This window comes from Xenorhabdus littoralis, assembly GCF_033949345.1.
GTDB classification, from domain to species: Bacteria; Pseudomonadota; Gammaproteobacteria; order Enterobacterales; family Enterobacteriaceae; genus Xenorhabdus; species Xenorhabdus littoralis.
The window spans coordinates 1-26,990 of record NZ_VCDP01000003.1; the positions used below are offsets into that span (position 1 = coordinate 1).

Annotated in this window: 28 protein-coding genes and 2 pseudogenes; 24 read left to right on the forward strand and 6 right to left on the reverse strand. The window is 45.5% G+C overall.

The window, feature by feature from the left end:
* Nucleotides 1–408: 408 nt before the first annotated feature.
* Nucleotides 409–876 carry a hypothetical protein gene (locus FE394_RS00765; protein ID WP_319924503.1) on the forward strand — a complete coding sequence of 156 codons (468 nt, stop codon included), beginning with the start codon at nt 409–411 and terminating at the stop codon, nt 874–876.
* Nucleotides 877–1,576: 700 nt separating this feature from the next.
* Here FE394_RS00765 and FE394_RS00770 read toward each other — a convergent pair.
* Nucleotides 1,577–2,546: pseudogene (locus FE394_RS00770) on the reverse strand (IS630 family transposase).
* Between the two features lie 432 nt (nt 2,547–2,978).
* On the opposite strand from FE394_RS00770, the gene copM reads away from it, so the two are divergent.
* Both copM and FE394_RS19815 read left to right on the forward strand, forming a co-directional pair.
* The gene (gene copM, locus FE394_RS00775; RefSeq protein ID WP_319924504.1) at nt 2,979–3,350 is read left to right on the forward strand and encodes a CopM family metallochaperone; all 372 of its coding nucleotides are present in this window, start codon (nt 2,979–2,981) and stop codon (nt 3,348–3,350) included.
* Between the two features lie 68 nt (nt 3,351–3,418).
* Nucleotides 3,419–3,525: pseudogene (locus FE394_RS19815) on the forward strand (IS5/IS1182 family transposase); the annotation flags it as partial.
* Between the two features lie 78 nt (nt 3,526–3,603).
* Here FE394_RS19815 and FE394_RS00780 read toward each other — a convergent pair.
* From FE394_RS00780 to cobA, 5 genes are all read right to left on the reverse strand, one after another.
* Nucleotides 3,604–4,671 carry a PfkB family carbohydrate kinase gene (locus FE394_RS00780; protein ID WP_319924505.1) on the reverse strand — a complete coding sequence of 356 codons (1,068 nt, stop codon included), beginning with the start codon at nt 4,669–4,671 and terminating at the stop codon, nt 3,604–3,606.
* 466 nt (nt 4,672–5,137) lie between these two features.
* The gene (locus FE394_RS00785; protein ID WP_319924506.1) at nt 5,138–5,542 is read right to left on the reverse strand and encodes a VOC family protein; all 405 of its coding nucleotides are present in this window, start codon (nt 5,540–5,542) and stop codon (nt 5,138–5,140) included.
* A 269-nt stretch (nt 5,543–5,811) separates the two neighbouring features.
* The gene (locus FE394_RS00790) at nt 5,812–6,672 is read right to left on the reverse strand and encodes a GHMP family kinase ATP-binding protein (protein WP_319924507.1); all 861 of its coding nucleotides are present in this window, start codon (nt 6,670–6,672) and stop codon (nt 5,812–5,814) included.
* Entirely contained in the window at nt 6,665–7,738 is a 1,074-nt protein-coding gene (cobD, locus tag FE394_RS00795) for a threonine-phosphate decarboxylase CobD (protein WP_319924508.1), read from the reverse strand. The genes FE394_RS00790 and cobD overlap by 8 nt, the downstream gene beginning before the upstream one ends.
* The gene (gene cobA / locus FE394_RS00800; protein WP_319924509.1) at nt 7,738–8,538 is read right to left on the reverse strand and encodes a uroporphyrinogen-III C-methyltransferase; all 801 of its coding nucleotides are present in this window, start codon (nt 8,536–8,538) and stop codon (nt 7,738–7,740) included. The genes cobD and cobA overlap by 1 nt, the downstream gene beginning before the upstream one ends.
* 706 nt (nt 8,539–9,244) lie before the next feature.
* On the opposite strand from cobA, the gene FE394_RS00805 reads away from it, so the two are divergent.
* The 21 genes from FE394_RS00805 (at nt 9,245) to cobT (ending at nt 26,936) form a co-directional block, all read left to right on the forward strand.
* On the forward strand, nt 9,245–10,645 hold the full coding sequence (locus FE394_RS00805; RefSeq protein ID WP_319924510.1) for a cobyrinic acid a,c-diamide synthase CobB: 1,401 nt from the start codon (nt 9,245–9,247) through the stop codon (nt 10,643–10,645).
* Nucleotides 10,642–11,610, forward strand: coding sequence for an adenosylcobinamide-phosphate synthase CbiB (gene cbiB, locus FE394_RS00810; protein ID WP_319924511.1), 969 nt, complete (start codon nt 10,642–10,644; stop codon nt 11,608–11,610). The genes FE394_RS00805 and cbiB overlap by 4 nt, the downstream gene beginning before the upstream one ends.
* A 106-nt stretch (nt 11,611–11,716) precedes the next feature.
* The gene (locus FE394_RS00815; protein ID WP_319924512.1) at nt 11,717–12,358 is read left to right on the forward strand and encodes a cobalt-precorrin-8 methylmutase; all 642 of its coding nucleotides are present in this window, start codon (nt 11,717–11,719) and stop codon (nt 12,356–12,358) included.
* Nucleotides 12,351–13,511, forward strand: coding sequence for a cobalt-precorrin-5B (C(1))-methyltransferase CbiD (gene cbiD, locus FE394_RS00820; RefSeq protein ID WP_319924513.1), 1,161 nt, complete (start codon nt 12,351–12,353; stop codon nt 13,509–13,511). The genes FE394_RS00815 and cbiD overlap by 8 nt, the downstream gene beginning before the upstream one ends.
* Entirely contained in the window at nt 13,511–14,140 is a 630-nt protein-coding gene (locus tag FE394_RS00825; RefSeq protein ID WP_319924514.1) for a cobalt-precorrin-7 (C(5))-methyltransferase, read from the forward strand. The genes cbiD and FE394_RS00825 overlap by 1 nt, the downstream gene beginning before the upstream one ends.
* A complete protein-coding gene (locus FE394_RS00830; RefSeq protein ID WP_319924515.1) occupies nt 14,130–14,714 on the forward strand; it encodes a decarboxylating cobalt-precorrin-6B (C(15))-methyltransferase in 585 nt (194 codons plus the stop codon). Before FE394_RS00825 ends, FE394_RS00830 begins: the two co-directional genes overlap by 11 nt.
* Nucleotides 14,707–15,495, forward strand: coding sequence for a cobalt-precorrin-4 methyltransferase (locus tag FE394_RS00835; protein ID WP_319924516.1), 789 nt, complete (start codon nt 14,707–14,709; stop codon nt 15,493–15,495). Before FE394_RS00830 ends, FE394_RS00835 begins: the two co-directional genes overlap by 8 nt.
* Nucleotides 15,476–16,597: a cobalt-precorrin 5A hydrolase gene (gene cbiG / locus FE394_RS00840; RefSeq protein WP_419836283.1), complete on the forward strand. Its 1,122-nt coding sequence runs from the start codon at nt 15,476–15,478 to the stop codon at nt 16,595–16,597. Before FE394_RS00835 ends, cbiG begins: the two co-directional genes overlap by 20 nt.
* Nucleotides 16,591–17,316, forward strand: coding sequence for a precorrin-3B C(17)-methyltransferase (locus FE394_RS00845; RefSeq protein WP_319924517.1), 726 nt, complete (start codon nt 16,591–16,593; stop codon nt 17,314–17,316). The genes cbiG and FE394_RS00845 overlap by 7 nt, the downstream gene beginning before the upstream one ends.
* On the forward strand, nt 17,313–18,092 hold the full coding sequence (locus tag FE394_RS00850) for a cobalt-precorrin-6A reductase (RefSeq protein ID WP_319924518.1): 780 nt from the start codon (nt 17,313–17,315) through the stop codon (nt 18,090–18,092). The genes FE394_RS00845 and FE394_RS00850 overlap by 4 nt, the downstream gene beginning before the upstream one ends.
* A 60-nt stretch (nt 18,093–18,152) precedes the next feature.
* A complete protein-coding gene (gene cbiK, locus FE394_RS00855; RefSeq protein ID WP_319924519.1) occupies nt 18,153–18,941 on the forward strand; it encodes a sirohydrochlorin cobaltochelatase in 789 nt (262 codons plus the stop codon).
* Nucleotides 18,941–19,699, forward strand: a complete 759-nt coding sequence (locus tag FE394_RS00860; protein ID WP_319924520.1) for a cobalt-factor II C(20)-methyltransferase — start codon at nt 18,941–18,943, stop codon at nt 19,697–19,699. The genes cbiK and FE394_RS00860 overlap by 1 nt, the downstream gene beginning before the upstream one ends.
* A gap of 3 nt (nt 19,700–19,702) precedes the next feature.
* Nucleotides 19,703–20,446: a cobalt ECF transporter S component CbiM gene (cbiM, locus tag FE394_RS00865; RefSeq protein ID WP_319924521.1), complete on the forward strand. Its 744-nt coding sequence runs from the start codon at nt 19,703–19,705 to the stop codon at nt 20,444–20,446.
* 12 nt (nt 20,447–20,458) lie between these two features.
* Entirely contained in the window at nt 20,459–20,743 is a 285-nt protein-coding gene (locus tag FE394_RS00870) for an energy-coupling factor ABC transporter substrate-binding protein (protein ID WP_319924522.1), read from the forward strand.
* Complete coding sequence (locus FE394_RS00875; RefSeq protein ID WP_319924523.1) at nt 20,727–21,404, forward strand: energy-coupling factor ABC transporter transmembrane protein; 678 nt, start codon at nt 20,727–20,729, stop codon at nt 21,402–21,404. Before FE394_RS00870 ends, FE394_RS00875 begins: the two co-directional genes overlap by 17 nt.
* A gap of 71 nt (nt 21,405–21,475) precedes the next feature.
* Entirely contained in the window at nt 21,476–22,330 is an 855-nt protein-coding gene (locus tag FE394_RS00880; RefSeq protein WP_319924524.1) for an ATP-binding cassette domain-containing protein, read from the forward strand.
* A gap of 19 nt (nt 22,331–22,349) precedes the next feature.
* The gene (locus FE394_RS00885; protein ID WP_319924525.1) at nt 22,350–23,924 is read left to right on the forward strand and encodes a cobyric acid synthase; all 1,575 of its coding nucleotides are present in this window, start codon (nt 22,350–22,352) and stop codon (nt 23,922–23,924) included.
* On the forward strand, nt 23,921–24,466 hold the full coding sequence (gene cobU, locus FE394_RS00890; RefSeq protein ID WP_319924526.1) for a bifunctional adenosylcobinamide kinase/adenosylcobinamide-phosphate guanylyltransferase: 546 nt from the start codon (nt 23,921–23,923) through the stop codon (nt 24,464–24,466). The genes FE394_RS00885 and cobU overlap by 4 nt, the downstream gene beginning before the upstream one ends.
* The gene (cobS, locus tag FE394_RS00895) at nt 24,463–25,221 is read left to right on the forward strand and encodes an adenosylcobinamide-GDP ribazoletransferase (protein WP_319924527.1); all 759 of its coding nucleotides are present in this window, start codon (nt 24,463–24,465) and stop codon (nt 25,219–25,221) included. Before cobU ends, cobS begins: the two co-directional genes overlap by 4 nt.
* Before the next feature lie 34 nt (nt 25,222–25,255).
* On the forward strand, nt 25,256–25,900 hold the full coding sequence (locus FE394_RS00900; protein ID WP_319924528.1) for an adenosylcobalamin/alpha-ribazole phosphatase: 645 nt from the start codon (nt 25,256–25,258) through the stop codon (nt 25,898–25,900).
* Nucleotides 25,878–26,936: a nicotinate-nucleotide--dimethylbenzimidazole phosphoribosyltransferase gene (cobT, locus tag FE394_RS00905; protein ID WP_319924529.1), complete on the forward strand. Its 1,059-nt coding sequence runs from the start codon at nt 25,878–25,880 to the stop codon at nt 26,934–26,936. Before FE394_RS00900 ends, cobT begins: the two co-directional genes overlap by 23 nt.
* Nucleotides 26,937–26,990: the final 54 nt, after the last annotated feature.

The window sequence follows — 26,990 nt, forward strand, 5'->3', positions numbered from 1 at the left end:
GTCTGAAGGCCGATAAGGCGAAGGTGGGCACATATCCATCATGGCTCAGCAGAAAATAGTCTGCAAATACAGAAGCCGAATGTACGAACGCAGTTATGACCGCCATCCGACGAACTTATCTTGCACATACGCGGGAGTTCATGTACGGATATAGAGCTGCAACCTACCGTCGATGTCAACGTGATTTTTGTCTTGCAAACGGGATGCGTTCATTACATTCCCTGAATCAAAATTAAGGATGCCTTCAAAACACTGCAAAAAAAGTTATGTAAAAACAAAATATTGGATACATGTTTTGAAAGACTTAATTATTAAGATTCTGTATATGAACCATAATATATAATCAACTTGAGAGTTTGTTAATTAATCTAATTCAGACATAATTTACCATTACAATGGAGTCAATTTATGAAAAAAATTAAAGAAATTTATGCCAATTCTTTTGAGGGAGAAGCTAAAGTTATACTGAAATTTGTCTATGCCGTATTACAGGATGGTACTCTCGCGCCTCAATATGACGCTGAGTGCTTTAAAAAACTATCGAGTTTTGGATCAAAATACGTTGGTTTAAACGTGAACAATAGGTATAACATAAATACAAATACTGAGATAATGTATGCCAGCTCGGAGTTTATTCATCCAGGCTCTTCCAGATTTGTAGTCGTTACTCTATCGCCTCTAGGGCTAAGTGGTACATATGGATTTATTGGTAGCCTAGAGCCTGACATTTCTATATATTTTCTTCTTGATCAAGATTTAAAAAATCCAGTTAGTACATTTTTGATACCAAACAAAGGGAAGGAATATAATTGCGTCATTTCTAGTTCAAGTAAATATCACGATAGAATAAGGAGATGGTCGTATAGAAGCGCGTGAATATCATATATTGCTTGCGACAGAGCTGGAGAGCATAAAAACCATGGGCATTTATGCAGTAATCTCTCCTGTCCAATAATGCTCCGTTTCGTCACCTAGTTGTCAGGGCGCGAGCACACTATTTTAGTTGCGTTTTGAAGACGATTGTCTCTTAATATTCAGTTTTAATAGTGTTTTTATCGCGTAAAATTTAATCACGAAAGCAATTCTTTAGACTTTTATAGTAAACTAAAGAATTAAAGAACAATATTGATATTTTAAGTTCAAATATTAATCATAGTATGCTAGCACCCTGCCTAGTTGTAACGGCTTGCGTTTAAAATCCAGCGAACTAAATATTATTCCTTTCTTAAGAAAAGTTAGACAGATAAATCTTATATAGGAACAGAATAAAGCATCATGAAAAAACTAGCTCTTGTGTTATTAACTTTGTTTGAATTGACTGCTTATGTAAAATAGTAAATTGTTTCTACGACACCTCCTACCTCTAGATAATGTATCGCTGCATTACCCAATATTTACCAATAACTTCCTGAAGTGGTTCGTTATGATCGGTATTTGCTTGTTGATACCTCTCCAGAAATAGCAAAGTGCTATCCGTTAAAGCAAATGGTTCAGTTAAAAATGCCTAAATAGTTTGTCATAATGATGAGACTCTTATATTTCTCATTTCTTTCCAAGTCGTTAACGAAACCTTTTTTTAAAAAATTTTCACATTCCTGATGAGCTGCCACATAAACTGGCAACAATGATTGCGTGTCACCGTTTCATGAAGTGATTGCCATAACAGTTCTATTTTGTTCAGCCAGGGAGAGTAGACCGGCAGAAATAAAAGCGTCACGGTAGGATTATTACGCAGCCATGCTTTTACCTTCTTACTTTTATGGATGCAGTAATTATCTAAAATAACACTCAGTGTTTCTGTATCACGATATGTGCGTTTCAATACTTCTAACATATTGATAAATAAATCTGAGTTTTTCCTCGTGTAACCCGTAGATACGATCTTTCCTGTTTGGGCATCAAGACAACCGGCAAAGTAATATTTTTGATTTTGGCCCGGTGTCACAATCCGTTTTTGCTGACCTTTAAAGTACCAATCAGCGCCAATTTTAGGATTAAAATCAATATCAACTTCATCTTGGGTGTTTCTCTGAAGTCTGCAAAAGCGCTTCAGTAATACGCGCCATTTTTTCGTCATATTCTGGATCAGGTTGTTTTAAGGTGGGCGAAGCCCGCCGCCAGACAATGCCTTGTTTACAGAAGTAACGGTAGAGTGTGCTGATGGAAGGTGTAATGTGCGCATGTTTCCTGAGTAAAAACACAAAAAATGAAAGACTCCAACGAGAACCAATATAGCCAAATTGTTGGGGAGAGTGCGCCAAAAAATAATGTAGAACAGGCAGATAACGTGCTAAATGCCACTGAATGTGGCGCCCGGCAGTCAAGCTTTGCAAGCCTGCCCATCCTTGTTCTCTAAGCTTTTTCAGCCAACGCCAGACAGAAGATTCGGCGCAACAAAGTATTCCTGCGACCTGAGGAACGGAATGTGTTTGACACAGTAGGAGTACCCCCATGATCCGGCGTGCATAATTTTTATCAGGTGTCTTTTGAACGATTTTTTTCATCTGCCGCCGTTCATTTCGGGAAGTGGGTGGTATGATAAGCATGACTCGATCCTTTTTTCTGTGATTTTGCGTTTTGGGAACAAAAATTTCGCAAATTTAGGATCGAGTTTCTTTGATATTCCTACCATTTTGAAAATCCATTTAGTGTGATTTTTCTAAATATATGCAATTTGCTGTATAGTTTTTTGTATAGAAATTATCTGCCCTTGAAATTATTTCCACTTAATTACTCTATCATTTAATATTCCACCGGAATTGGATAAAGCGGATATGACAAATGCAGCTTGTGGCAGTTATCAGCATATCGTTGAAGCATGCGGTTGACATCTGGTTATCTCATTAAATTCCCATAAATCATTATCCAGATATAACTTCTGTGTAAATTATATTAAATATTATTTAAGTTTATTGACCTTCCTGTAAGGGGAAGCTTTATAGTTTTAAAGCATTTATATAACCCAACAGGATAATGCTATGAAAAAAATACTTCCCTTAGCTGTAGTCTTAGTAACCACAATTTCTTTTGGCGCTTCAGCTAATCAAACAAACTCCCACATGAATCACGCCTCTTCAGATACAACCACTGTTATGCAAAAGGAATTGAATGATTCAATGGCAAAGATGCATGAAAATATGGCTAAGAGTATCAGTATTGAAGATCCGGACGCCGCCTTTGCTGAAGGCATGATTGCTCACCATTTAGGGGCTATCGATATGGCTAAAATTGAACTCAAATATGGCAAAAATCCCGAAATGAGAGAACTGGCAAAAGCTATTATCAATGCTCAAGGGCCAGAAATTGCACAAATGCAAAAATGGCTTGAGAAAAATAAAGATAAAAAATAATTTAGCTAATAGACCGCTCCACCCGATAGCGGTCTATCAGTCATACTTATGTAATTTTAAGATCCTATAAGTACTTTCGCGCTATAGCGGCAAGAATAATAAATTAAAACTAAATTACGCCAGTATACTGGCACTGGCGTTTGTCATTATATGGTTGCTGATATGGGGGGACTGAATGATGAACATGAGACATCAACACACCATAGTTGATAATTATCTGATTAAATATTCACCTTTATCCAGATGGCTTTAATTAAGTGCATGAGCGATTTTTTGGGAATATTTCAACATTTTCTGAGGATAGGGTCAGTGCTGAGCATTGTTGTGCAAAACGAATGCTTTCTTTTAACTCCATACCTTCTAACCAACAATGTACAAGCCCGGCCATCATGGCATCGCCAGCGCCATTGGCATTAATGATGTTGGTATTGAGTGCGGGTGAACATCCTGAGATATTATCCAATTCGCTGTAATATACACCTTCGGTATCCATGCTTAAAATTAGACGCTGGACACCGCGTTCATGAAACCAATGTGCCGCATCAGCCGCGTCTTTTTGGGTTTTAATTTTTATCCCGCTAAGAATCTCTGCTTCTGTACGATTGGGTTTTAAGGTATGGATATGGGATAAATAATGACGAATTTTGGGCGCTTTGGATATGGAAACTGTATCGAAAAATATGGGGATATTTCTGGAGTGATTAAATAACCATTCTAGTGATTTTTCCGTCAGGTTACAGTCAACGACTAATACACTAGCATGTTGAATTAAAGATTTAGATTGAGATAATAATGTCGGGGTTAATTTTTCCAGAATGCTCATGTCATTAACAGAGACTATACACTTACCATTTTCGTCAATGACCGAATTGTAAACTGATGTTTTTTCCCCATCCAATTTATATAAATATTTAACATTGACGCCTGCTGCTTTTGTTTTGTCAAACAATATTTTGCCATTTTCATCATTACCAATAACAGAGATTAAATAGCTTTCATTTTTTAATAAGGCAATGTTTTGTGCAATATTTCTTCCTACACCGCCTGGAGTCGAAATAATTTTCCCTGGGTTGGAATCTTCATAAATTAACTTGGCATAGGTATAGCTTGTTAAATCGATATTCGCCGCACCAATTGTCACAGCATAAATATCGTTAGATAAAATATATCCTTTGCCTTTAATATAACCTTTTTTACTTAGATTCATAATATGTCCTGCAACACATGAGCGACTAATCCCTAGAATGTCAGCGATTTCTTGCTGCTGAATGAAAGGATCACGTTTCAGAAGTTGCAATATCTGATTTTCCCTCTTCGACATATCATGTCCTTGGTTATTTTATATATTGATGTTTTATTTCATATCTAATAGATAGTAAAGATTATTTTTATAATTCATTCTGATTGTGAGAATACGATCGTATGTTTGATCAAGAATGCATTTTGCAAGAAAGTGTGATTTTTATCATAAATATTATTCTGAAAAAATGAAAAAATCAGTATTATAAATTATATAAGTAAATTTAGTATATTTTCTTCCTCTATAATTAGTTTTAAATCAATGGATTATGTGTTTGTTGGTATCTTGCAAACACATGTTTGGGTTTCAGAGGAAAGTGCTTTACTGGATAAATAATTGCTTATTTTGCCTAAATATATAGATTGGTACTTGATACTGTAATTGATTTTTTAAGTTGAATCTTGATAAAAAATAATTTCATGGGTTACATATATAATTAGCCCAATGTTATTGGGCTAATTTGGGGATAACAAATTTAAATTGCTATTTATTCCTCAATCGTATTCTGATACAAATCCCAGCGATTGCCATAAATATCTTCAAAAACCACCACAATGCCATATTCTTCCTGACGTGGCTCTTCACAAAAATGAACGCCATTTTCCTTCATTTTATGATAATCGCGCCAGAAGTCGTCAGTTTGTAGGAACAGGAATACTCTGCCACCACATTGATTACCAATAAATTCTTCCTGTCTTTCATTAGATGCTCTTGCCAGTAATAAATTACAATCACTTTCAGGATTTGGCGTCACGACAACCCATCTTTTACCCGGCTGAGGGGTATCTTCTACCAACGTAAATCCCAATTTATTCGTGTAGTAGTCGATAGCTCTATCGTAATCATCCACAACGATAGCAACGTAACCCATGCATTTTTTTTGTGTTCTCATGATATTCCTGTATCTAGTGATTTTAAAAAATTACAGCATCCGTGTGCCCAAGTTTACACTTATTTCTGACTGTATCAGGATGGTGCCTTGCTCGTCACAGACAGCAGCCAAAACTTATTGATAATTTTGCTGACGCGAATGTCGAGTGACATAAAATCGTCAATCGTGGCAGGCTCGGGTTTATATGTTCCATAGGATTTAATTCATTGTTTAAATTATGTTATTTAGCATAAAGAAAATGTCCCAGAGTGGCTAGGATAAAGTTATGTTTATCGAACATCACCCACAGTTAATTTAACGTGATGAAGTATTGGGTAGTGTTCCAGGATCTTTTTTTGATCCAGCCACCAGCGCAGGTAATCCACATCATGGCGACTGGAATTGAGTAACAGACCAACCACGCTGCCACTATGAGCAACATTCAATCCGTAAATGCCTGTTTGTTCGACTAAATTCCTAAGTTGCCCAAAGCAGGGTTTAGGCAGGATCGATTGATTGGCGATGGCGCTCAATGTACAGGCTTCTCCAAGGCGGTAATTGTCATGCTTCTGAGCCGCTGTACGGAATTGCTGCCATGATTGTCGGAGTAATGGGGCGGATCTTAATAATCGTAGATGGCGATCCTGTTGATGATATTCTTCTGTCAAAATAGTCTGTGGGCTTTCCAGCAGCAATATGTCGATATCCGGCTGCCAATCAAAAGGAATTTGCGTCTGGGCGGTAAGATGATCAAACAAAGTGAGTCGTTCGAATATTGTGCTATCAGTAGGTTCTAGTTTTACGCAGAGTTGGGCGAGCGTCGTGCTATCCAGTGATTGGCCTAATAGTCTGGCGGTGGCATGTGCGGTCGCGGCAATATCGGCGGTACTGCTGGCCATGCCTTTGGCAAGCGGGATGGTTGATTGATATTCAATGCGCAGGCTGGAAGATAATTCTAAGGGCATTTGCCAGTAATCCAGCAGTAAATTCACCATCTGACGCATACGTGGTCGTTCATGTAGTGTGGGAATGCCTTCGCTGACTGAAACACAACTGAACCAATTGATTGGACAGGAGATCAATTTTTCTCCCCCTAATATCCATCCCTGTATAAGCTCTCCACAGGAAGCAGGACAACAGGCTTCAGCCATGTGCAAAAACTTGCTGCAAGGCGGTAATCAGGCGCTGATTTTCCCATTCACTGCGTACTGCTATCCGGTAGTAGCGCCCATCTAATCCCGCATAATTCTGACAATGGCGTATTAGTAACCGATGTTGAAGTAAAGCATGCCATAAATCCATATCAGGTCGATTACAGCGGAAGAACAGGAAATTAGCCGACGGTGGCCAAACGGTCAGTTCAGGAAAGGCCGAAAGATGAGTCCGGAGATAATGTTGTTGTGATTTTAGCCATTGATGAGTCGCCGTGATATAGGCATGTTCATCAAATAAAATCTCACCGACCAGAGCTGCAAAGGCATTGATCGACCATGGTTCACGTTGTTTTTTCATTCCGGCGATCCCTGCCGTATTTCCACTGACCAGATAGCCTAACCGTAATCCCGGAATGGCGAAAAATTTTGTCAGTGAACGCAGTATATAAAGATGTTTAGTTACAGCGCATTGAGGGATCAATCCCCGGTTATCAGGCAGAAAATCAATAAAGGCTTCATCGACAATCAGTGGGATCTTCTGTTCTTCACAATATTCCACTAAGGATTGCATAAATTGGCTGTCTGGCATTAATCCGGTGGGATTATTGGGTGTGGCAATAAAAACACAATCGGGTTGAATACTGGATAGTGAATCCAATAGGCGTAGATCAGGCTGAAATCCTGCTTCTTCTGTTAATGGATAGTCGATGATCTCCGCCCCGACTTGCTGCAAGGCACGCCGATATTCTGCGAAGCCTGGGATGAGAAGCAGGGCGCGTTTAGGGCGGAGGTAACGAACCATTGAGTAGATTAATTCTGTGGCACCATTGCCAGCCATCACGGAGGCATAATCGCATTGATGTGCCTTAGCAATGGCTTGATGTAAATGGCGGTATTCAATATCAGGGTATTTTTCGATACAGGTGAGATTATTTTGAATCAGTGTCTTCACCCGTTCAGGAGCGCCCAGTGGATTGATATTGGCACTGAAATCAATCAATTCATTGGCTGGCAGGCCATATTGCCGAGAGATTTCAATGACATTCCCGCCATGCACATTCATCAAATCGCTCCGCCAGTGCTATTTTTCAGTTGGGAAAAGAGTTCATCCGAGGTAATGGAATCCGGGGTAAAGGAGAGTGTTTCACTCAAATTAACGACATCACCGACCACGATCAGCGCCGGAGCATGTAATTTTTTTTCTTCTGCTTTTGCAGGCAGTGTTTTCAGCGTACCGATGACTCTATCTTGTTTGGGATGACTGGCATACATAATCACCGCAGCAGGAGTGGCGGGGGATTTGCCATACCGTATTAATTGCCGACAGATTTCCTCCAGACGGCTCATCCCCATCAGAATAATCAGCGTCCCTTCCAATTGGGCAAGTACTTCCCAGTTCTGCTGCTCGCTGCCCTGAGCAGTATGCCCGGTCACAACATGGAAGCCTGATGCGTAATCACGATGAGTAACGGGAATGCCTGCATAGGCCAGCCCACCAATTGAGGAGCTTATACCCGGAACGATTTCAAATTGAATGCCATGTTGCGCCAACACTTCGGCTTCTTCCCCTCCACGGCCAAAGACGTAAGGATCGCCGCCTTTCAGACGAACAACCCGCTTTCCTGCCAGAGCATATTTCAGCAGAATTTGGTTAATTTCCTCCTGTGGGATAGGATGATAATCATGTTCTTTGCCGACATTAATGATTTCGCAGTGTTCCGGAGCTTGAGCAATAAGCTCCGGATTGACGAGACGATCATGAACAATGACGTCAGCACATTGAATACAGAGCAGACCTTTGATAGTAATTAAACCTGCGTCACCAGGGCCTGCGCCCACCAGCCATACATTGCTTTTATTCATTGGAACACCTCTGTGTTTTTAAAATTAAAATAATAAAAACTATAAAAGTATCGCTCGGGTTAAATCTTGAAATTGAAATTATCTTTTTTATAAGTCAGATATTATTCTTGAGTGTTATTTGTTTTATTTAAATCTACCATAATTTTTAATTTTATTTATATATTGTTTTTTATTTGGTTGATGTTTAATTATTACGTCAATGGTAATAAGATAAAATTGATTTATATCAATGTTGATACTTTTTAAGTTGGATTTTTTTCAAGATGATGATGGATATCTGTTTGTTTTTATAAAAATGATTTAAAATCAATTGGTTGGTTTTTTATTCTTTATTGTGTTTTATTAGGTTTGGTATGTTAATTTTTATTCTTTTATGAATGGAATGAATTTTAAAACCAAATAATCATGAACAAGATCACAAAAGTAATCAGTGCTGTTTTTATAAATATGATATTTGTGTATTTTTAAAAACAGAAATCATCTGTTTTATTCCGACTGGAAAATCACATTGTAATACAGGTGTTAATTCATTTATTTTTCTGAGTTTGTTAACATAAAATTAAAGATTGAATAGTTCATCGGCAAAGATGACATTAATTCTATTAGCAGAAATAAAATGACTTTTATTTGATAAATATCAATGGATGAAGATAAGTTATCCAATTTTTATATCAATACATGATGTTAAATGTTTTGGGGAAAGCCCATGCAACAAAAATATGCTTTTGTCATTGCAGGTACTGGTAGTGGATGTGGCAAAACCACGGTCACGCTGGGCATTATGCGAGCATTGATGAACCGTCAATTTCGGGTACAGCCGTTTAAAATCGGGCCTGACTATCTGGATGGCGGCTGGCATCGTGCTGTGACGGGCATTTATTCGCGCAATCTTGATGCTTTTATGTTGCCGGAATCCATTCTGAATGGCCTGTTTAATCAAGCGATGATCGAGAAAGATATTGCGGTTATTGAAGGGGTCATGGGGCTATATGATGGCTATGGCACTGATCCCAATTATTGTAGCAGTGCGGCGATGGCCAAGCAGCTTGGCTGTCCGGTGATTTTATTGGTAGATGGTAAGGCTGTTTCGACCTCAATTGCGGCTACGGTAATGGGGTTTCAGCTATTTGATCCTGAGCTGAATATTGCCGGTGTGCTGATAAATCGGGTAAATCATGACAGCCATTTTCAGTTGCTGAAACAGGCGATTGAGCATTATTGCGGTATTCCTGTCTTGGGGCGGATACCTGTCATGCCGGATATAACACTGCCTTCCCGCCATCTTGGTCTTATCCCCGCACAGGAACGCGATAATCAACAGAGTGAATGCTGGTCTGGTCTGGCTCAGCAGATCGAAATCTCGGTGGATTTGGATAAGTTGCTGGCGTTAACCCAGTTATCTCTCTTACCAAAAGGAGATATCGATTCACTGGTTGATCCCGCCATGGGGCAAGGTTTGACGCTTGCTCTGGCAGAAGATGAGGCATTTCATTTCTATTATCCCGATAACCTGCTGTTACTGGAAAAAGCAGGCGTAGTCATCAAGCGTTTCAGCCCCCTGCATGATCATCAATTACCAGAATGCCAAATGATTTATCTGGGTGGCGGATATCCTGAGATTCATGCACCCGCATTGGCGGGCAATCACTCTATGCAGGCGGCCTTGCGGCAGGCACATCAAAAAGGCATTCCCATTTATGCAGAATGCGGGGGATTGATGTATCTCGGTGAAACCCTGACGGATGCGGAGGGAGTACGGCATGACATGGTGGGGTTGATTGCAGGTGAAAGCCGAATGGAGGGACGCCTGAAACGTTTTGGTTACTGCGAAGCTACCGCAATGTGCGATACGCCTTTGGTGGCAAAAGGGGAAACATTGCGCGGACATGAATTCCATTACTCTGATTTTATCAGCTCTCAGCCTCCGGTTTTTCATTGCGTTAAATGGCGTGATGGCGCAGTACAGGGTGTACAGAAAGAAATTCAGAAAAGCTGGAGTGGCGGATATCAGAATGGCAATACGCTGGCGGGATACCTGCATATCCATTTTGCTCAATACCCCGGTTTGCTCCATCGCTGGCTGACAATGGCAAGGAGGCTGTTATGACCGTTTTACTGTGGTTGTCTGCTTTTATTTTGGATATGAAACTGGGCGATCCTCCTCACTGGCCACATCCCGTTCGCTGGATAGGCCGACTTATCAATCAGACTGAGCGTTTTATCCGCCGGATTTGCCAAACTGAAACCGCCCTGAAATGGGGAGGTGTATTGCTATGGCTGGTGGTTGTCGGGAGTGTCTGGCTGGTGAGCTATTGGGTTCTGCGATTAGCCTATGGAATGGCATCTGTGATGGGCTATCTGGTTGAGATTTGGCTGATTTATACCGTATTGGCGGGACGTAGCCTGAGTGATGCGGCGAACGCGGTCTATCAGGCATTGCGGCAAGGTGATTTGGCAGCTAGCCGTGAACAGCTTGCCAAGATTGTCGGGCGAGAAACTTCTCAACTGCAAGCGCCTCAAATCAGCCGGGCCACTATTGAAACAGTGGCAGAGAACAGTGTGGATGGTGTGATTGCCCCGTTGTTCTTTTTGATGCTTGGCGGCGCTCCGCTTGCCATGGCTTACAAGGCAATGAACACCCTTGATTCAATGGTGGGATATAAAACGCCGCATTATCGGGCGCTGGGGATGTTTTCGGCGCGTATGGATGATGTGGCGAATTGGCTACCGGCACGTATTGGTTGGCTTTTGCTGGTGCTGGCAGCGAAATGGCAAGGGTTAGATTTTCGGCAGGCGCTACGGATTGGCTGGCGCGATCGCTATCAACACAGCAGCCCGAATAGTGGCTGGCCGGAAGCCACGGTCGCAGGTGCATTGGGTATCCGTCTCGGCGGGCCGAATATCTATTTTAACCAATGTGTTGAAAAGCCGTGGCTCGGCGATGCGAGACGTGAAGTCACACCTGACGATATCCCGCAGTCAGTGCAGATGATGATGGTGGCATCAGTGATGGCGCTCCTGCTGTTTGCTCTCCTGCATAGCGTGTTCAGCATAATCGTTTGTTCAACATAATGGCTTATTTAACATAATGATATGCCCAATGGATTTCAAGATGCAGCCAACAAAGCGGCAATTTGAAAAACGACGGGTATAGACGGGTATATAAGGAGGGAGCAACATGAGTCATTACATCCGACATCCCCAACAGATTGAGCAGAATAGTTTCGACATCATTAGCCGTCTCATCTGTGAGTCACGTCCTGATTACCGTTTTGTGGACGCGGATCAGGAAGCGGTGATTAAACGGGTGATCCATACTACCGCCGATTTTGACTGGCTCGATACTCTCTATTTTTCCCCCGATGTTTTTCGTCTTATCCGCAACGGTATTTTGCGTGGCTGCACGTTATATACAGATACCACAATGGCGTTATCAGGTATCAATAAAACTCAACTGGCTCAGTACGATTGTGAATGTCGTTGCTATGTCAGTGATCCCCGGGCCATTCAAATAGCAAAAGAACAGCAAATCACCCGCTCAATGGCCGCCGTTGATCTTGCCCTGCAAGAACAAGGGGAAAAAATTTTTGTCTTTGGCAATGCACCGACTGCGTTATTTCGCTTGATGGAACATCAATCTGCCCCGATTGCGGTAGTCGGTGTGCCCGTTGGTTTTGTTGGTGCGGAGGAGTCGAAAGACGCCCTCATCAATAGCGGATTAAGCTGCATTGCGGCAAAAGGACGCAAAGGGGGAAGCAATATTGCAGCCGCCATTATCAACGCCATTCTTTACCGGATGCCGGAGGTTCGGCATGAATGAAATCAACGACCGGCAAACGGATGATCTTGGAACAATTTGGCACAGAGGGAAGCAGTACCGCAAAGGTTACACCACGGGATCTTGTGCCACGGCTGCCGCGCGAGTGGCTGCATTGATGATCTTACGTCAGCAGATCATTCATCAGGTTTCTATTGTCACGCCTTCCGGTGCCACATTGGTTCTGAATGTTGAACAGCCATTGATTGAAGGGCAGCAGGCGATTGCGGCTATTCGCAAAGATGGCGGTGATGATGTGGATGCGACGCACGGTATGTTGATTTTTGCCCATGTTTCCTTAAATGACAGCGGTGCGATTACGTTGGATGGTGGTGAAGGCATTGGCAGAGTGACGCGGGTGGGGATCGGTCTGCCGATTGGTTGGGCTGCCATCAATAAAACACCGCGACAGACCATTGAGGAGTCGGTGCGGGAGGTTATCGGCCTGCATCGCGGGGCAGATATTGTGATCTTCGCGCCAGAGGGCGAAGAGCGGGCAAAGAAAACCTATAACGACAGACTGGGGATTAAAGGCGGTATCTCGATTATCGGTACGACGGGGATTGTGACGCCGATGTCAGAAGAAAGCTGGAAGCGTTCTCTGGCACTTGAGCTGGAGGCTAAACGCGCCAGTGGATTAGATCGCATTATTTTTGTACCGGGAAATCATGGTGAACGTTTTGTCAGTCAGCAATTGGGGATTGACACGGATTATGTCGTCACAATGAGTAATTTCGTCGGTTACATGCTGCAAGAAGCGGTACGTCTGGAATTCCGCCATATCGTGCTGGTGGGGCATGTCGGCAAGCTGGTGAAGATCGCTGCCGGTATTTTCCATACCCACAGCCATATTGCTGATGGCCGCATGGAGACGCTGATCGCCAATCTGGCTTTAATGGGAGCACCGCTTGAACTGATTCAGGCGGTAGATCAATGTGATACCACAGAAGCAGCCATTGAATTGATTGCTGAACAGGGCTGGCAGGCGGTGTATCAACACATTGCCCGGAAAATATGCTGGCGCATTGACCAAATGCTGCGTTTTGCCAGCGGTAAGCCGCAATGCGATGCCATTTTATTCTCCTTTGATAACCAAGTTTTGGGCTGTAATCGGCCTGTGAGCGACATCGTTGCGAATTTCAGGGAGGGCTTCTGATGATTACGGTCGTTGGCATTGGCCCTGGTTCTACAGCAAACCAAACACTGGCTGCGTTGGATGCTGTCAAACAGGCGGAAGTGTTGGTCGGGGGCACCCGCCACCTCACCGAATTCCCTGATTTCAGTGGTGAAACCCGTCGCGTGAATGCCGACGTGGATGGATTGATGTTGTGGCTTGAACAGAACCAGCATAGAGAAATTGTCGTTCTGGCTTCGGGTGATCCCCTCTTTTATGGCATTGGCAAGCGAATCGCGGCGCACTTTTCTGGATTACATGCCGATGGGCAGAATATCCGCATCATTTCCGGCATCAGCTCGGTTCAATACTTATGTGCCCGTATCTTACTGGACATGAACGATATCTACCTCACCAGCAGCCACGGACGCAAACCCGATTTTGACTGGCTGCTTCAACACGAAAAAATCGCGATGGTGACGGATGATGTGATTGGCCCTTACCAGATCGCGCAAGAAATTCTGGCTCGTGGGCAGCAACGCCGCATGGTGATTGGAGAAAATTTATCGCAGGACAATGAACAGATTGTGTGTTTAAACGCGGAGCAGGTCGCCCGGTGTGGCGACATCCATTATGGCTTGAATGTGGTGGTGATCCTCAATGAAAGATGAACTGTTTTTGCGCGGTCATCGTATTCCCATGACCAAAGAAGTGGTGAGGGCGCTGGTATTGGAACGGCTGGAGCTGGCAAAAGCCAGATGTTTTATTGATGTCGGGGCGGGGACAGGCAGTGTCAGTATTGAGGCCGCCTTGCGCTATCCCACATTGGATATTCTCGCCATTGAACGTAAGGAAGAGGCACTGGCACTGATTGCTGAGAATATCCGCTATTTTGGCTGCCACTTGGTTCGCATTCAGTCCGGTGAAGCGCCTGTGCCGCTGGATAATAACGCTGATGCCATTTTTGTCGGGGGCACGGGGGGGCATCTGACTGAAATGATTGACTGGTCGTTGGCACACCTGAATCAAGGCGGACGCTTGGTCATGACCTTTATCCTGTTGGAAAACTTCACGCAGGCATTATCTCATCTGCAAGCCTGTCAGGTTACAGCGCTTGATGGTCGTGAAATTCAGGTAGGAGAACTTACGGCATTGGGACAAGGGCACTATTTCAAGCCTAATAATCCCACTTATTTGATTTCCTGTCAGAAAGGCTCAGGGCAAGGGGAGCAAAGTGATGACTGAACATATCGATAATAACAATTTTGATACAGAAAAAGTCTGGTTTGTGGGAGCGGGGCCGGGGGATAAGAGTCTGATCACCCTGAAAGGCTATCAATTGTTGCAACAGGCGCAAGTGGTGATTTATGCCGGTTCGCTGATTAATCGTGAATTGCTTGAATATTGTCGTGCGGATGCCGAATGTCATGATAGTGCAAGGCTGACATTAGCAGAAATCACTGATTTGATGGTGAATGGCGTGAAAGCGGACAAACTGGTCGTTCGCCTGCAAACGGGAGATTTATCGTTATTTGGCTCGATTCGTGAACAGGCTGAAGAACTGGCGAAGCAGGGGATTGGCTTTGTTTCTGTGCCGGGAGTCAGTTCATTTTTAGGTGCTGCCGCACAATTGGGAGTGGAATACACCGTTCCCGAAATCGCGCAGAGCCTGATTATCACCCGTGTGGAGGGCCGGACACCAATGCCTCCAAGGGAAACTCTGGAAGCCTTTGCTGCTCATCAAACGTCAATGGCGATCTTCCTTTCGGTACAGGATATTGACGGTGTCGTTGCCCGGTTGCTTCAGGGCGGTTATATACCGGATACGCCCGTTGCTGTGGTCTATAAGGCAACATGGCCGGATTGCCAGATTGTGCGTGGCACATTGGAGACCATTGCTGAACAAGTATGCAGCGCTGGCATTCGTAAAACGGCCCTGATCTTGGTCGGTGCTTTTCTTGGGAAAGAGTATCACTACTCAAAATTGTATGACGCGGGGTTCAGCCATGAATACCGTCGCGCCTGAAACAGCAACTCCCCGGCAATTTATGCCGGATCAGGCTGTTCACAGTCGAAGCATAGCCTTGTTTTGCCTGACCGCAGGCGGGATGGCGTTGGCCAGACGTTTACAATCCCATCTGATGCTCGATTGCTTTACCACTCCTGAATTGGCTGAAGCAGGATTTACAGTTTTTGAGGACGGTTTGGCCAATACGGTGAAGAAAACTTTTATCCGATATAACGCGTTGATCATGATTGGTGCGACGGGGATTGCCATTCGGGTTATTGCGCCGTTGCTCAAAGACAAAATGACTGATCCGGCGGTTGTGGTGCTGGATGAAAAAGGGCAGTTTGCCATCAGCTTACTGTCAGGGCATATGGGGGGAGCGAATGATCTGGCCCAGCGCGTCGCCGATATTCTGGGGGGACAGGCGGTGATCACCACTGCGACCGATGTTAATCAACTCGCTGCGCTGGATGTGTTATCCCAACAACTTGACGGGGAAATGGAAAATTTTCGTGCCAATGTAAAAACTGTGAATCAAATGCTGGTCAATGGCAAGCGCGTAGGAATCTGGTGGCATCCTGCGTTGAGCAGGGAACAGGATCGCTACGATACGCGAGGATTTATCCCCGTTGCTGATTTAAGCGAGCTACCTGACTTAGAGGCTTTGGTTTATGTCAGTTATGGACGGGAGAGACTTGATTTGGCGATCCCTGCGTTCAAATTAGTTCCTCGTCGGATTGTGGCAGGAATTGGCTGTCGGCGTGGGGCAGATGCTGATCGGGTTGCACAATTACTGGAGCGCCATCTGGCAGAGCATGATCTTGACCCTCTGGCATTAAAAGCCATCGGCAGTGTGGAATTAAAACAAGCAGAACCCGCATTAATTCAACTGGCAGAAGAGCGACAAATCCCGTTTCAAATCTTCTCTGTTGATCAGCTTGCCCGATGTGAGCAGACAGGCGAACAGGCATTTTCATCTTCTGAGTTTGTCCGAAAAACCGTGGGCATAGGCTGTGTTTCCCAACCTGTGGCCTGGCTGATGAGTCAGGGGCATCTGGTTGGACGTACTCTGCGTGAGCAGGGCGTCACCATCACATTAGGAGTATTGCATCCATGTTAACCGTCATTGGAATTGGTCCCGGCAGTGAAGCCATGATGACGCAGGAAGCGATTGCCGCGTTGAAAGCCGCCGACATTGTGGTGGGTTACAAAACCTATACCCATTTGGTGAAACCGCTGGTGGGCGATAAAGAGATCATCAAAACCGGCATGTGCAAAGAGATTGAACGCTGCCAGACGGCCATTGAGCTGGCAGAACAGGGCAAAAATGTGGCGATGGTCTGTAGTGGCGATGCCGGCATTTATGGCATGGCAGGATTGATTCTGGAATTGGTCAGCCAGCAAAAGCGGAACGTCGAGGTTCGGCTGGTCGCCGGGGTTACCGCGAGTACCGCTTGTGCAACTTTGCTGGGTGCGCCGTTGATGCATGATTTTTGCCATATCAGTCTGAGCGATCTGCTGACACCGTGGGAAGTGATTGAAAAACGAGTACAAGCGGCGGCAGAAGCGGATTTTGTTGTCTGTTTCTACAATCCCCGCAGTCGGGGACGTGAAGATCATCTGGCACGGGCATTTTCTCTGATGGCTCCGTGGACATCGGCCGAAACGCCTGTTGGTGTAGTCAGAGCAGCGGGGCGCAAGCATGAGGAGAAATGGCTGACGACGTTTGGTGCAATGGATTTTTCCCGCGTCGATATGCGCAGTCTGGTGATTGTCGGCAATCAATCAACCTATATCCGCGATGGACTCATGATTACGCCACGAGGGTACAAATTATGAAGCGACCACTGATCCATATTTTTGGTGGTACGAGTGATGCCCGTCAGATTTGCGTGATGATGGATATTGCTGGCATCGATTATAGCTTATCCGTGGCGACACCCACCGGAGCACAGCAGGCAGTAAGTATTCGCGGTGAAATTGTCATCGGCCGGATGGACGCCGGAGGCATGATTGAATATCTGCAAAACCGGGGAACGGAAATGGTTATTGATGCTTCCCATCCTTACGCCGAACTCGTGAGCCAAAACATCGTTAGTGCCTGCCAAAAATTGGCGGTTCCCCTCATTCGTTATATCCGTCCCAGTGATATTGATGCCGTTGAACATCCTCTTATCCACAAAGTGGCAACGGTTGAACAGGCATGTGAAGTCGCGGCTGGCTTAGGATCACGGATTTTACTGACCACGGGCAGCAAGCAACTGACCGATTATGTGGCTCACCTGAAAGGAAAAACCGTGCTGGCCCGCGTTTTGCCGACAGCAGAAGTCTTGGCGATATGTGAATCCTGTGGTTTGTCAGTTGATCAAATCTTTGCTTTGAAAGGCCCATTCACCGCTGACTTCAATCGTGCATTTTATCAATTTTGTCAGGCGGAAGTTGTGATCACCAAAGAGTCTGGTGAACAGGGTGGTTTCAAAGAAAAAGTTGAGCCATGCCTGTCTCTCGGACTGCCTTGTATTGTGATCTGCCGATCAAATCATCAATTTTCGGGTGAAGGAATAACGCAGGCGCATGGATTGGAGGAGATGGCTCAGTTGTTAATAAATGCTTAGTTATTAATAAATAGCTGTTAGCGGATGTTTCGGTATAGACAACCAATAAGGAAGAGCGAAATGAAAAAAGCATTATTGGTGATAAGTTTTGGAACCAGTTACCCGGAAACACTAAAAAACAATATTGACGCCAGTGAGCAGCAACTGGCATCCGTTTTTCCGGACAGGGAACTCTTTCGGGCGTTTACCTCCGGCATGATCATTCGCAAACTGCGCCAGCGTGATGGTATCCACATTGATACGCCCCATGATGCCCTGACCAGATTGCATCACGCAGGTTATAACGATGTCGCAGTTCAATGTCTGCATATCATCAAGGGGGATGAATATGAAAAGGTGCTTCATGAGGTAGAAAAATTTCGTTCTCACTTTAAACGGTTGGTGCTGGGAGCGCCGTTACTGAGTGATTTTAATGACTATATGCAATTGATGCGGGCGTTGCACCACCAGCTTCCACGACTGGCAAAGAATGAATGTGTCGTCTTTATGGGACACGGCACAACGCATCATGCCTTTTCTGCTTATGCCTGTTTGGATCATCTGATGAGCCATTGTCATTTTCCGGCACGGGTAGGTGCAGTGGAAAGCTATCCCGAGCTTCCGCTTATTATCAAAGGGTTAAAAGAACAGGAAATTAGCAAAGTACACCTGATGCCACTGATGCTGGTGGCAGGGGATCATGCCATCAATGATATGGCATCAAATGAAGAAGGTTCCTGGAAATCACAACTGGAAAAAGCAGGCATTGCCGCCACTCCTTGGTTACAGGGCTTGGGCGAAAATCCAATGATTCGACAGATGTTTGTGGATCACCTTGTTCACGCACTGAATGACGGGGAGAGAGTCTGATGGACAGAAAGCTAAATCCTGAAAAACCAAGTACCGGAAAATTGTATGTCATGGGCGTTGGGCCGGGTGCCGGTGATCTGATTACCGTGCGGGCGGCGCGCATTCTCTCTGGGCTAGATGTGATTTATACCCCGACGGGTAAAAAAGGTGCTCAAAGTCTCGCCCACTCCATTATTGCAGAATACCTTTCACCTGCAACCGAGGTCTGTACTTATCATTTTTTAATGAAAGCAGACAGGGCAGCAAAAGAAGCCGTCTGGGATGAAGTCGCGCAATCCCTGAAAGAGCGAGTGACCAGCGGCCAAAAAGTCGGTTTCATTACTTTGGGCGATCCCATGTTGTTCAGTACGTGGGTATTTCTGCTGAAGCGTCTGAATAACCTCCGAGGGTTGGAAATTGTGCCGGGTATCACTTCATTTTCGGCCATTGCCGCTGCCAGTGCTACGCCATTGGCGATGGAAAACCAGACTCTGGCAGTCGTTTCCTGCATGGCACCTGAAACCGTTTTAGAGCAGGCATTGCTGAGTCATGACTGTATTGTCCTGATGAAAGTTTATTCGAATTTTGCCCGAATACGTGATTTGTTGCGACGCCACAATTTACTGGGACATGCACTGATGATGGCTGATGCCACTTTGCCGACAGAACAGTGCTGGCGCGATCTTGACGCGTACTCTTCCGAAACAAAAGACAGCGGGCAGGACTTATCGTATTTCTCAACGATTTTGATTAACAAAAATGGGCAATTATCGAGGTGAGTTATGCAACAGAAACTAACGAAGTTTTCGTTCTCTGGAACGGCTATCGCACTGTTTTTGGGATTTTGTCTGGTACTGGCACCACAAGAAGTTTATGCGATGCATGTGATGGAGGGTTTTTTGCCGCCGATGTGGGCAATAGCATGGTGGCTGGCTTTTTTGCCTTGTCTGGCGGTGGGCTTGGTGAGATTACGTCAAATAGTGAGGGAAGAGAGTAATCAGAAAGTGCTGCTGGCATTGTGCGGGGCATTTATTTTCGTTCTCTCCGCATTGAAAATTCCCTCAGTGACCGGGAGTTGTTCCCATCCGACGGGAGTCGCATTGGCGGTGATCTTGTTTGGCCCTTCTGTTGTCGCCGTACTGGGTGCCATCGTTTTGCTGTTTCAGGCGTTATTATTGGCGCATGGCGGTATTACGACGCTGGGTGCCAATGGAATGTCAATGGCGGTAATCGGCCCGTTGGTGGGTTATTTGGTGTGGCGTTTTTCCTGCAAAATGGGAGTACGTAAAGATGTCGGCGTCTTCTTCTGCGCTTTTATGGCCGATATTGTGACTTATGCCGTGACATCCGTTCAGTTAGGTGTCGCTTTCCCCGATCCACAGCTGGGCATGGGGGCTGCTATCCTCAAATTCATGGGGATTTTCTGTCTGACCCAATTGCCAATTGCCGTCGCGGAGGGGTTGCTGACCGTACTGATTTACGACCAGCTCGTCAAAAGGCAATTAATTCAGGCTCGCGGTTTTTAAGGAGTACCAAAGATGAAAAAGACATTGATTTTACTGTCTCTTGTTGCGGCATTGTGCATCATCCCATTTTTCATTGACCACGGTGGTGAATTCGGGGGGGCAGATGGTCAGGCTGAAGCACAAATCATGGAAATAGCGCCGGATTATACGCCGTGGTTTGAATCCTTGTATGAACCCGCCAGCGGCGAAATAGAAAGCCTGTTGTTTACCTTACAAGGGAGTTTGGGGGCTGCGGTGATTTTCTACATTCTTGGTTACTATCGCGGTAGTCGGAAAGATCATGATCGGAATCGATAAACTCAGTTATCAGAGCCGTTGGCGTGATAAAGATCCCAGGGCGAAATTCGCCCTGTATCTCCTGTTTATGGTGTTGGCGATGGGACTTTCTCCATTATGGCAGGCTGTATTGGTCGTGGGGCTTGCCGTATTTACCTGCTACCTGTTGCGGATCAGTGTGCTTCGTTACCTGAAATGGCTGTTGATCCCCGTGGGATTTATGGGTATTGGCCTGATTGCTATCGTATTGTCAGCAAGCCGGCAGCCGGACAGCCTGTTGTGGGGATTTCAAGTCGGGCAATATTGGCTCGGCATTGATCCTCAAGGTGTGCAGATGGCGAATCAGACACTTTGGCGCAGCCTTGCGGCACTGTCAGCCACATTCTGGTTCATGATGAACATGCCCTTTGAACAGATGATCAAATTGCTCAAATATTGCCGTGTTCCTCATCTGTTGATCGAGCAAATCCTGCTGACATGGCGCTTTATTTTTATCTTTCTGGAAGAAGCGGTGGCTATCCATCATGCGCAGTCATTGCGGTTTGGCTATCGAACCTTACGGACAAGTTACCGCTCTCTGGCGATGCTGGTGGGGATGCTGTTTTCGCGGGTAATGAGTCGTTATCAGCAAATGAGTGTGGCGTTGGAACTTAAGTTATATCAGGGCGATTTTCATCTGTAGATTTTCATTGGGATCTGTAAGATTTTCATTAACAGAAGATCGGCCAGAGGATAATTGGGAGATGACGGCTTATGTTAAAAGCAACATTAGAAACCCGGGCACTGCATTTCAGTTATCAGGATGAACCCATCTTAAAAGGTCTGACCCTTGATTTCAGCCGTTATCAGGTCACAGGAATTATCGGGGCAAATGGTTGCGGCAAATCGACTTTATTGATGAACCTTTCTGGCGTGTTGCGACCACAACAGGGAGCTGTTTGGTGGAATAACGCCCCGTTGGATTACAGTAAAAAAAGTTTGATGAATTTACGTCAGCATGTTGTCACTGTGTTTCAAGACCCTGACCAACAAATTTTTTATACTGATATTGAAAGCGATCTTGCTTTCAGTTTACGTAACTTAGGAGTAGATGAAACCGAAATCCAGCGCAGGATCGAATATGCCCTGACCATGGTGGATGCCCATACTTTCCGCAATAAACCCATTCAATATTTGAGTTTCGGGCAGAAGAAGCGCATCGCTATTGCGGGGGCTTTGGTTATGGAATTTGATTATTTACTGCTGGATGAGCCAACTGCGGGGCTTGATCCCGCTGGGCGTCAGAAAATGTTGAGGCTCATAGAAATGATTGCCGCAGAAGGGAAACGGATCATTATCTCCAGCCATGACATAGACTTGATCTATCAGATCTGCGATGGTTTGTACGTATTGGCGAACGGGGAAATGATCAGTTCTGGTAAACCGGAATCGGTGCTGCTGCAAAAAACACAGCTTGAACAGGCGGGGCTGGTGCAGCCGTGGCTGGTGAAAGTACACAACGAAGCGGGTTTTCCCCTGTGTAAGACAGAGCAGGAGCTTTTCGCTATTCTTCACGCAGCCAATAAAGCGCACAGCCTGAAAAACGAAGGGTATACCTGCGTGGGATAAAGGAGAAGGAGAACGAAACATGACATTATCGCTGATGATTCAGGGAACGGCATCTGATGTAGGAAAAAGTGTGCTGGTCGCCGGATTTTGCCGGATATTTTCGCAGGATGGTTATCACTGCACTCCTTTTAAATCACAGAATATGGCGCTTAATTCCGGCATAACCGCTGATGGCAAGGAAATGGGAAGGGCACAGATATTTCAGGCAGAAGCGGCTGGTATTGCGCCGGATGTACGCATGAATCCCGTGTTGTTGAAACCCACCAGCGATCGCAAGGCGCAGGTAGTTTTCATGGGGACAGTGATGTGCAGCATGAACGCGGTGGAATATCACGAATATAAGCCCCGATTGCTCCGGCAGATTTTGGCCGCATATAACGGCCTTGCCGCCGAAACGGAGATTATGGTTTTGGAAGGGGCAGGCAGCCCGGCAGAAATCAATCTGCGTGACCGCGATATCGTTAATATGGGCATGGCAGAATTGGTGGATGCTCCCGTGATTTTGGTTGCGGATATTGATCGTGGTGGCGTATTTGCCTCTATTTACGGCACGTTGGCTTTAATTAGCCCCTCGGAAAAAGCCCGGATCAAAGGTGTGATCATCAATAAATTCCGGGGTGATCTGTCATTGCTGCAATCCGGCATTGATCAGATCGAAGCCCTGACGCAGGTTCCGATCTTGGGCGTTTTACCGTGGCTGGATCTTGATTTGGAAGATGAAGACAGCGTTGCTTTGCAAGTCGGTAAATACGAACAGTCGGAACAGAAAACAGCAGATTATCTGGATATTGCCGTCATTCAATACCCTCATATCGCCAATTTCACCGATTTCAACGCATTAGCAGCTCAACCGGATGTGCATCTGCGCTATGTTTCTGAGCCGTCAGAGCTTCAGGAAGCCGACCTGATTATTCTTCCCGGCAGCAAAAATACCTTGGGTGATTTGGCATGGTTGAAAATTCAGGGAATTGATCAGGCCATTATCCGTGCCCGACAGAAAAAAATCCCGATTATCGGGATCTGTGGCGGCTACCAAATGCTGGGCAAACAGATAGTGGATGAGGTGGAATCCGGTTTAACTCAAATGACCGGATTGGGGTTATTGGATGTTGAAACCCAATTTGCCAGCGAAAAACAGACTGCGCAGGTCAGGGGAATTGTGATGCCCGCGTTATCAGGTATGCTGAATTTATGTCGTGAGCAGCCGATTGCAGGGTATGAAATTCATATGGGGATGACACGGTTGGGGAAACAGGCAAGGCCTTTCGCCAAAATGCATTTGCACAATGGAGAGGAAAAAATCTGGTTTGACGGCGCTGTTGCTCAGGATGGTTCGGTGATGGGAAGTTATCTGCATGGTTTGTTTGACCAGAATTCTTTTACCCGCCCGCTGTTAAATCAGCTCCGTATGCGCAAGGGGAATGCTCCGTTGGAAAATGTCGGTTTTGATTACATCCAGCATAAAGAAAAACAGTTCAACATTTTGGCTGACAGTATGCGTGAGCATTTGGATATTGAACGGATTTATCAATTAATGCGTGAGCACGAATTGTTGAGAGAAAGCCGTGAGGTATGTGGTGGAGTCATGCCATGATTTTGGTGACAGGCGGTGCGCGTAGCGGGAAAAGTTCCTACGCTGAGCGTCTGATTGCTGAACAGTGTGAGCAGGTTTTATACATTGCCACGGCACAGGTTACAGATGAAGAGATGGCCACTCGTATTGAGCGGCATAAACAAGAGCGTCCGGCACACTGGCGGACTTGGGAAGGCCATCAGGATTTAGGCACAGTTATCCGTCAGCACCGCCAACCTCAGGAGGGCGTTATACTCGAATGTATGACGACATTGATTGCTAACCTGTTGTTTGATCTGTCGGGAGGAATATCACCTGATGACATTGATTTCGCCTCATTAGAGGTGTTGGTCCATCATCAGATCATCGATCTGATTGACGCCAGTCTGACGTGTCCGATGCCGATATATTTGGTGACCAATGAATTGGGAATGGGCATCACACCTGAAAATCGGCTCGCCCGCCATTTTGTTGATATTGCCGGACGAGCCAACCAGAAACTGGCGCAAGCGGCTGAAGAGGTCTGGCTGATGGTTTCAGGCATTGGAGTAAAGATTAAATGAAACTGAATCTCTTTTGGGCCACAGTACAATTCATGACACGGCTTCCAGTCCCCGAAAAATGGGCAGAGGGCGTTGATTTTCAGCAATATTGGCGGGGTGTTCCCTGTTTTCCCCTGATTGGCCTGATTGTCGGCGGTTTGGCTGGCTTGATCTCACTGGCTATCAGTCAGTCCGGCGGAGGAATGTATATTGGTGCGATTGGCTATGTGCTGGCTTTGGCTCTGCTGACGGGAGGATTACATTTAGACGGGCTGGCGGATACTTGCGATGGCCTTTTCTCTGGTCGCCAGCGAGAAAAAGTGCTGGAAATCATGCGTGATAGCCGATTGGGGACTTATGGCGGTGTCGGGCTGATTTTCTGTATTTTCATCAAAGTATTAGCTGTTTTTGAACTTGCTTATCATCCCCCTCTTTATCTTCTGGCCTTATTGACGTGTGCATCGGTTGTCGGGCGTACCGCTGTGGTGCTTTTGATGTATGCGCAACGCTATGCCCGTGAAAACGAAGGCATGGGAAGCAGTTATATTGGCAGAATAACGTCTTCGTCTACTATGCTGACCTTATTGGTCGGTTCGATACTGGTAATGGCTCTGGGAGATTGGCAGGGCTTATCTGCAATGATGATAACAGTGCTCGTGGTTTATGGGCTGGCCCTCTATTTTAATTATCGTCTTGGCGGGCAAACCGGCGACACATTGGGCGCGGCGATTGAAGTAGGGGAAGTCGTTTTTTTGTTGGCGATGATTTGGCAATAAGATGATTTGGCAATAAAATGGAGAGAGTAATCAGATGCGGTTTTTTCTCGTTCGGCATGGGCAGACACAAGCCAATATTGATGGGGTTTTTTGTGGCAAAACCGATTTATCTTTGACGCAAGCGGGAATAAATCAATCTTGGCAGATCGCCGAGGCGTTGAAGAACATAACATTCCAATCCATTCACTGTAGTGAAATGAAGCGGGCAAGACAAACTGCCCAAATCATTTCTCCGTCAAGCATACTCTCTCTACCAGATATACATCGTGATTATCGCCTCAATGAGTTGGATTTTGGCGAATGGGAATTATGTCATCACGAAGAGATTGCTGAAAAAGATCCAGAGGCCTGGGCGCGCTGGTTGGGAGATTGGCAAAATGGCTGTCCGTCCGGGGGAGAACCATTCAGGCATTTCGCAGCGCGGGTAGGGGAATATACCGAGGAGTTGCGTTCTGCCATCGCTGAGGAAAATCACTTGATCATTGCACATCAGGGGGTTTTGGGATTGCTGCTTGCTAAATTACTCAAACTGCCAATAGAGGCCATGTGGTCTTTCCCCTTTCAACAGGGCGCTTACAGTATTGTTGATAATCAAGCCGGGGCGATTACCTTGCGCGCATTCAATTCTCAGATGGAATATTGTCCGAAGGATAACTATGAGCCTCAACTCATTGATTGATGCCATTCAGCCGTTGAATCGGGTGAAAATGGAACAAGCGGCACGGCATATTGACAGCCTGCTCAAACCGTTGGGAAGTTTGGGGCGGCTTGAGGCGTTGGCGATACAATTATCTGGCATGTCAGGCATTCGTGAGCTGCAAAGTTTGCAAAAAGAGATCATTGTGATGTGTGCTGATCATGGTGTGTACGATGAAGGTGTAGCTATTTCCCCTAAAAACGTCACTGCGATACAAGCACGTAATATGCTGAAAGGATTGACGGGGGTTTGTGTACTGGCGAAAAACAGTGATACGCACGTTTTGCCGGTGGATGTCGGTATTGATTGTGAACCCATTGAAAATTTACTGTCACTTAAACTTGCACGGGGTAGTGGCAATATTGCCCAAAGGGCAGCGATGGATTATGGGCAAGCTGAAATCTTATTGCTGTCCAGTGCGCAATTGGTGCAGCAGCGTATTGCCGCGGGGATATCTGTGTTTGGCGTGGGGGAATTAGGTATCGCCAATACAACGCCGGCGGCAGCGGTTATCAGTGTCCTGACGGAGAGTGATCCTTGTGACGTTGTTGGATTAGGGGCAAATTTTCCCCTTGAACGACTGATGCACAAACAATCTATTGTGCGGCAGGCCATTGCGGTTAATCAGCCGGATAGCCAAAACGCTCTCGATGTCTTGGCAAAAGTGGGGGGATTTGATCTTGTCGGTATGACGGGCGTGATTTTGGGTGCTGCGGCATCTGGTGTACCGGTTGTGCTTGATGGTTTCCTGACTTATGCATCGGCATTGGCGGCCTGTCAGATAGCTCCCCTTGCCCGGGATTATTGTATCCCTTCCCACATATCGGCAGAAAAAGGAGCGGTTTTGGCGTTGCAGTATTTGAATATGCAACCCTATCTGCATTTAGATTTACGTCTTGGCGAGGGCAGTGGTGCGGCTATTGCGATGTCCCTGATTGATGCGGCTTGCGCGATGTATTGCCATATGGGGCAATTGGCAAGCAGTGGGATTAGTTTCTCCGATCTTAGGAAAATGTAATGAACCCATCCCAACCACTTGGCCTTTGGCACTTTTATTTAATGTATATTTATT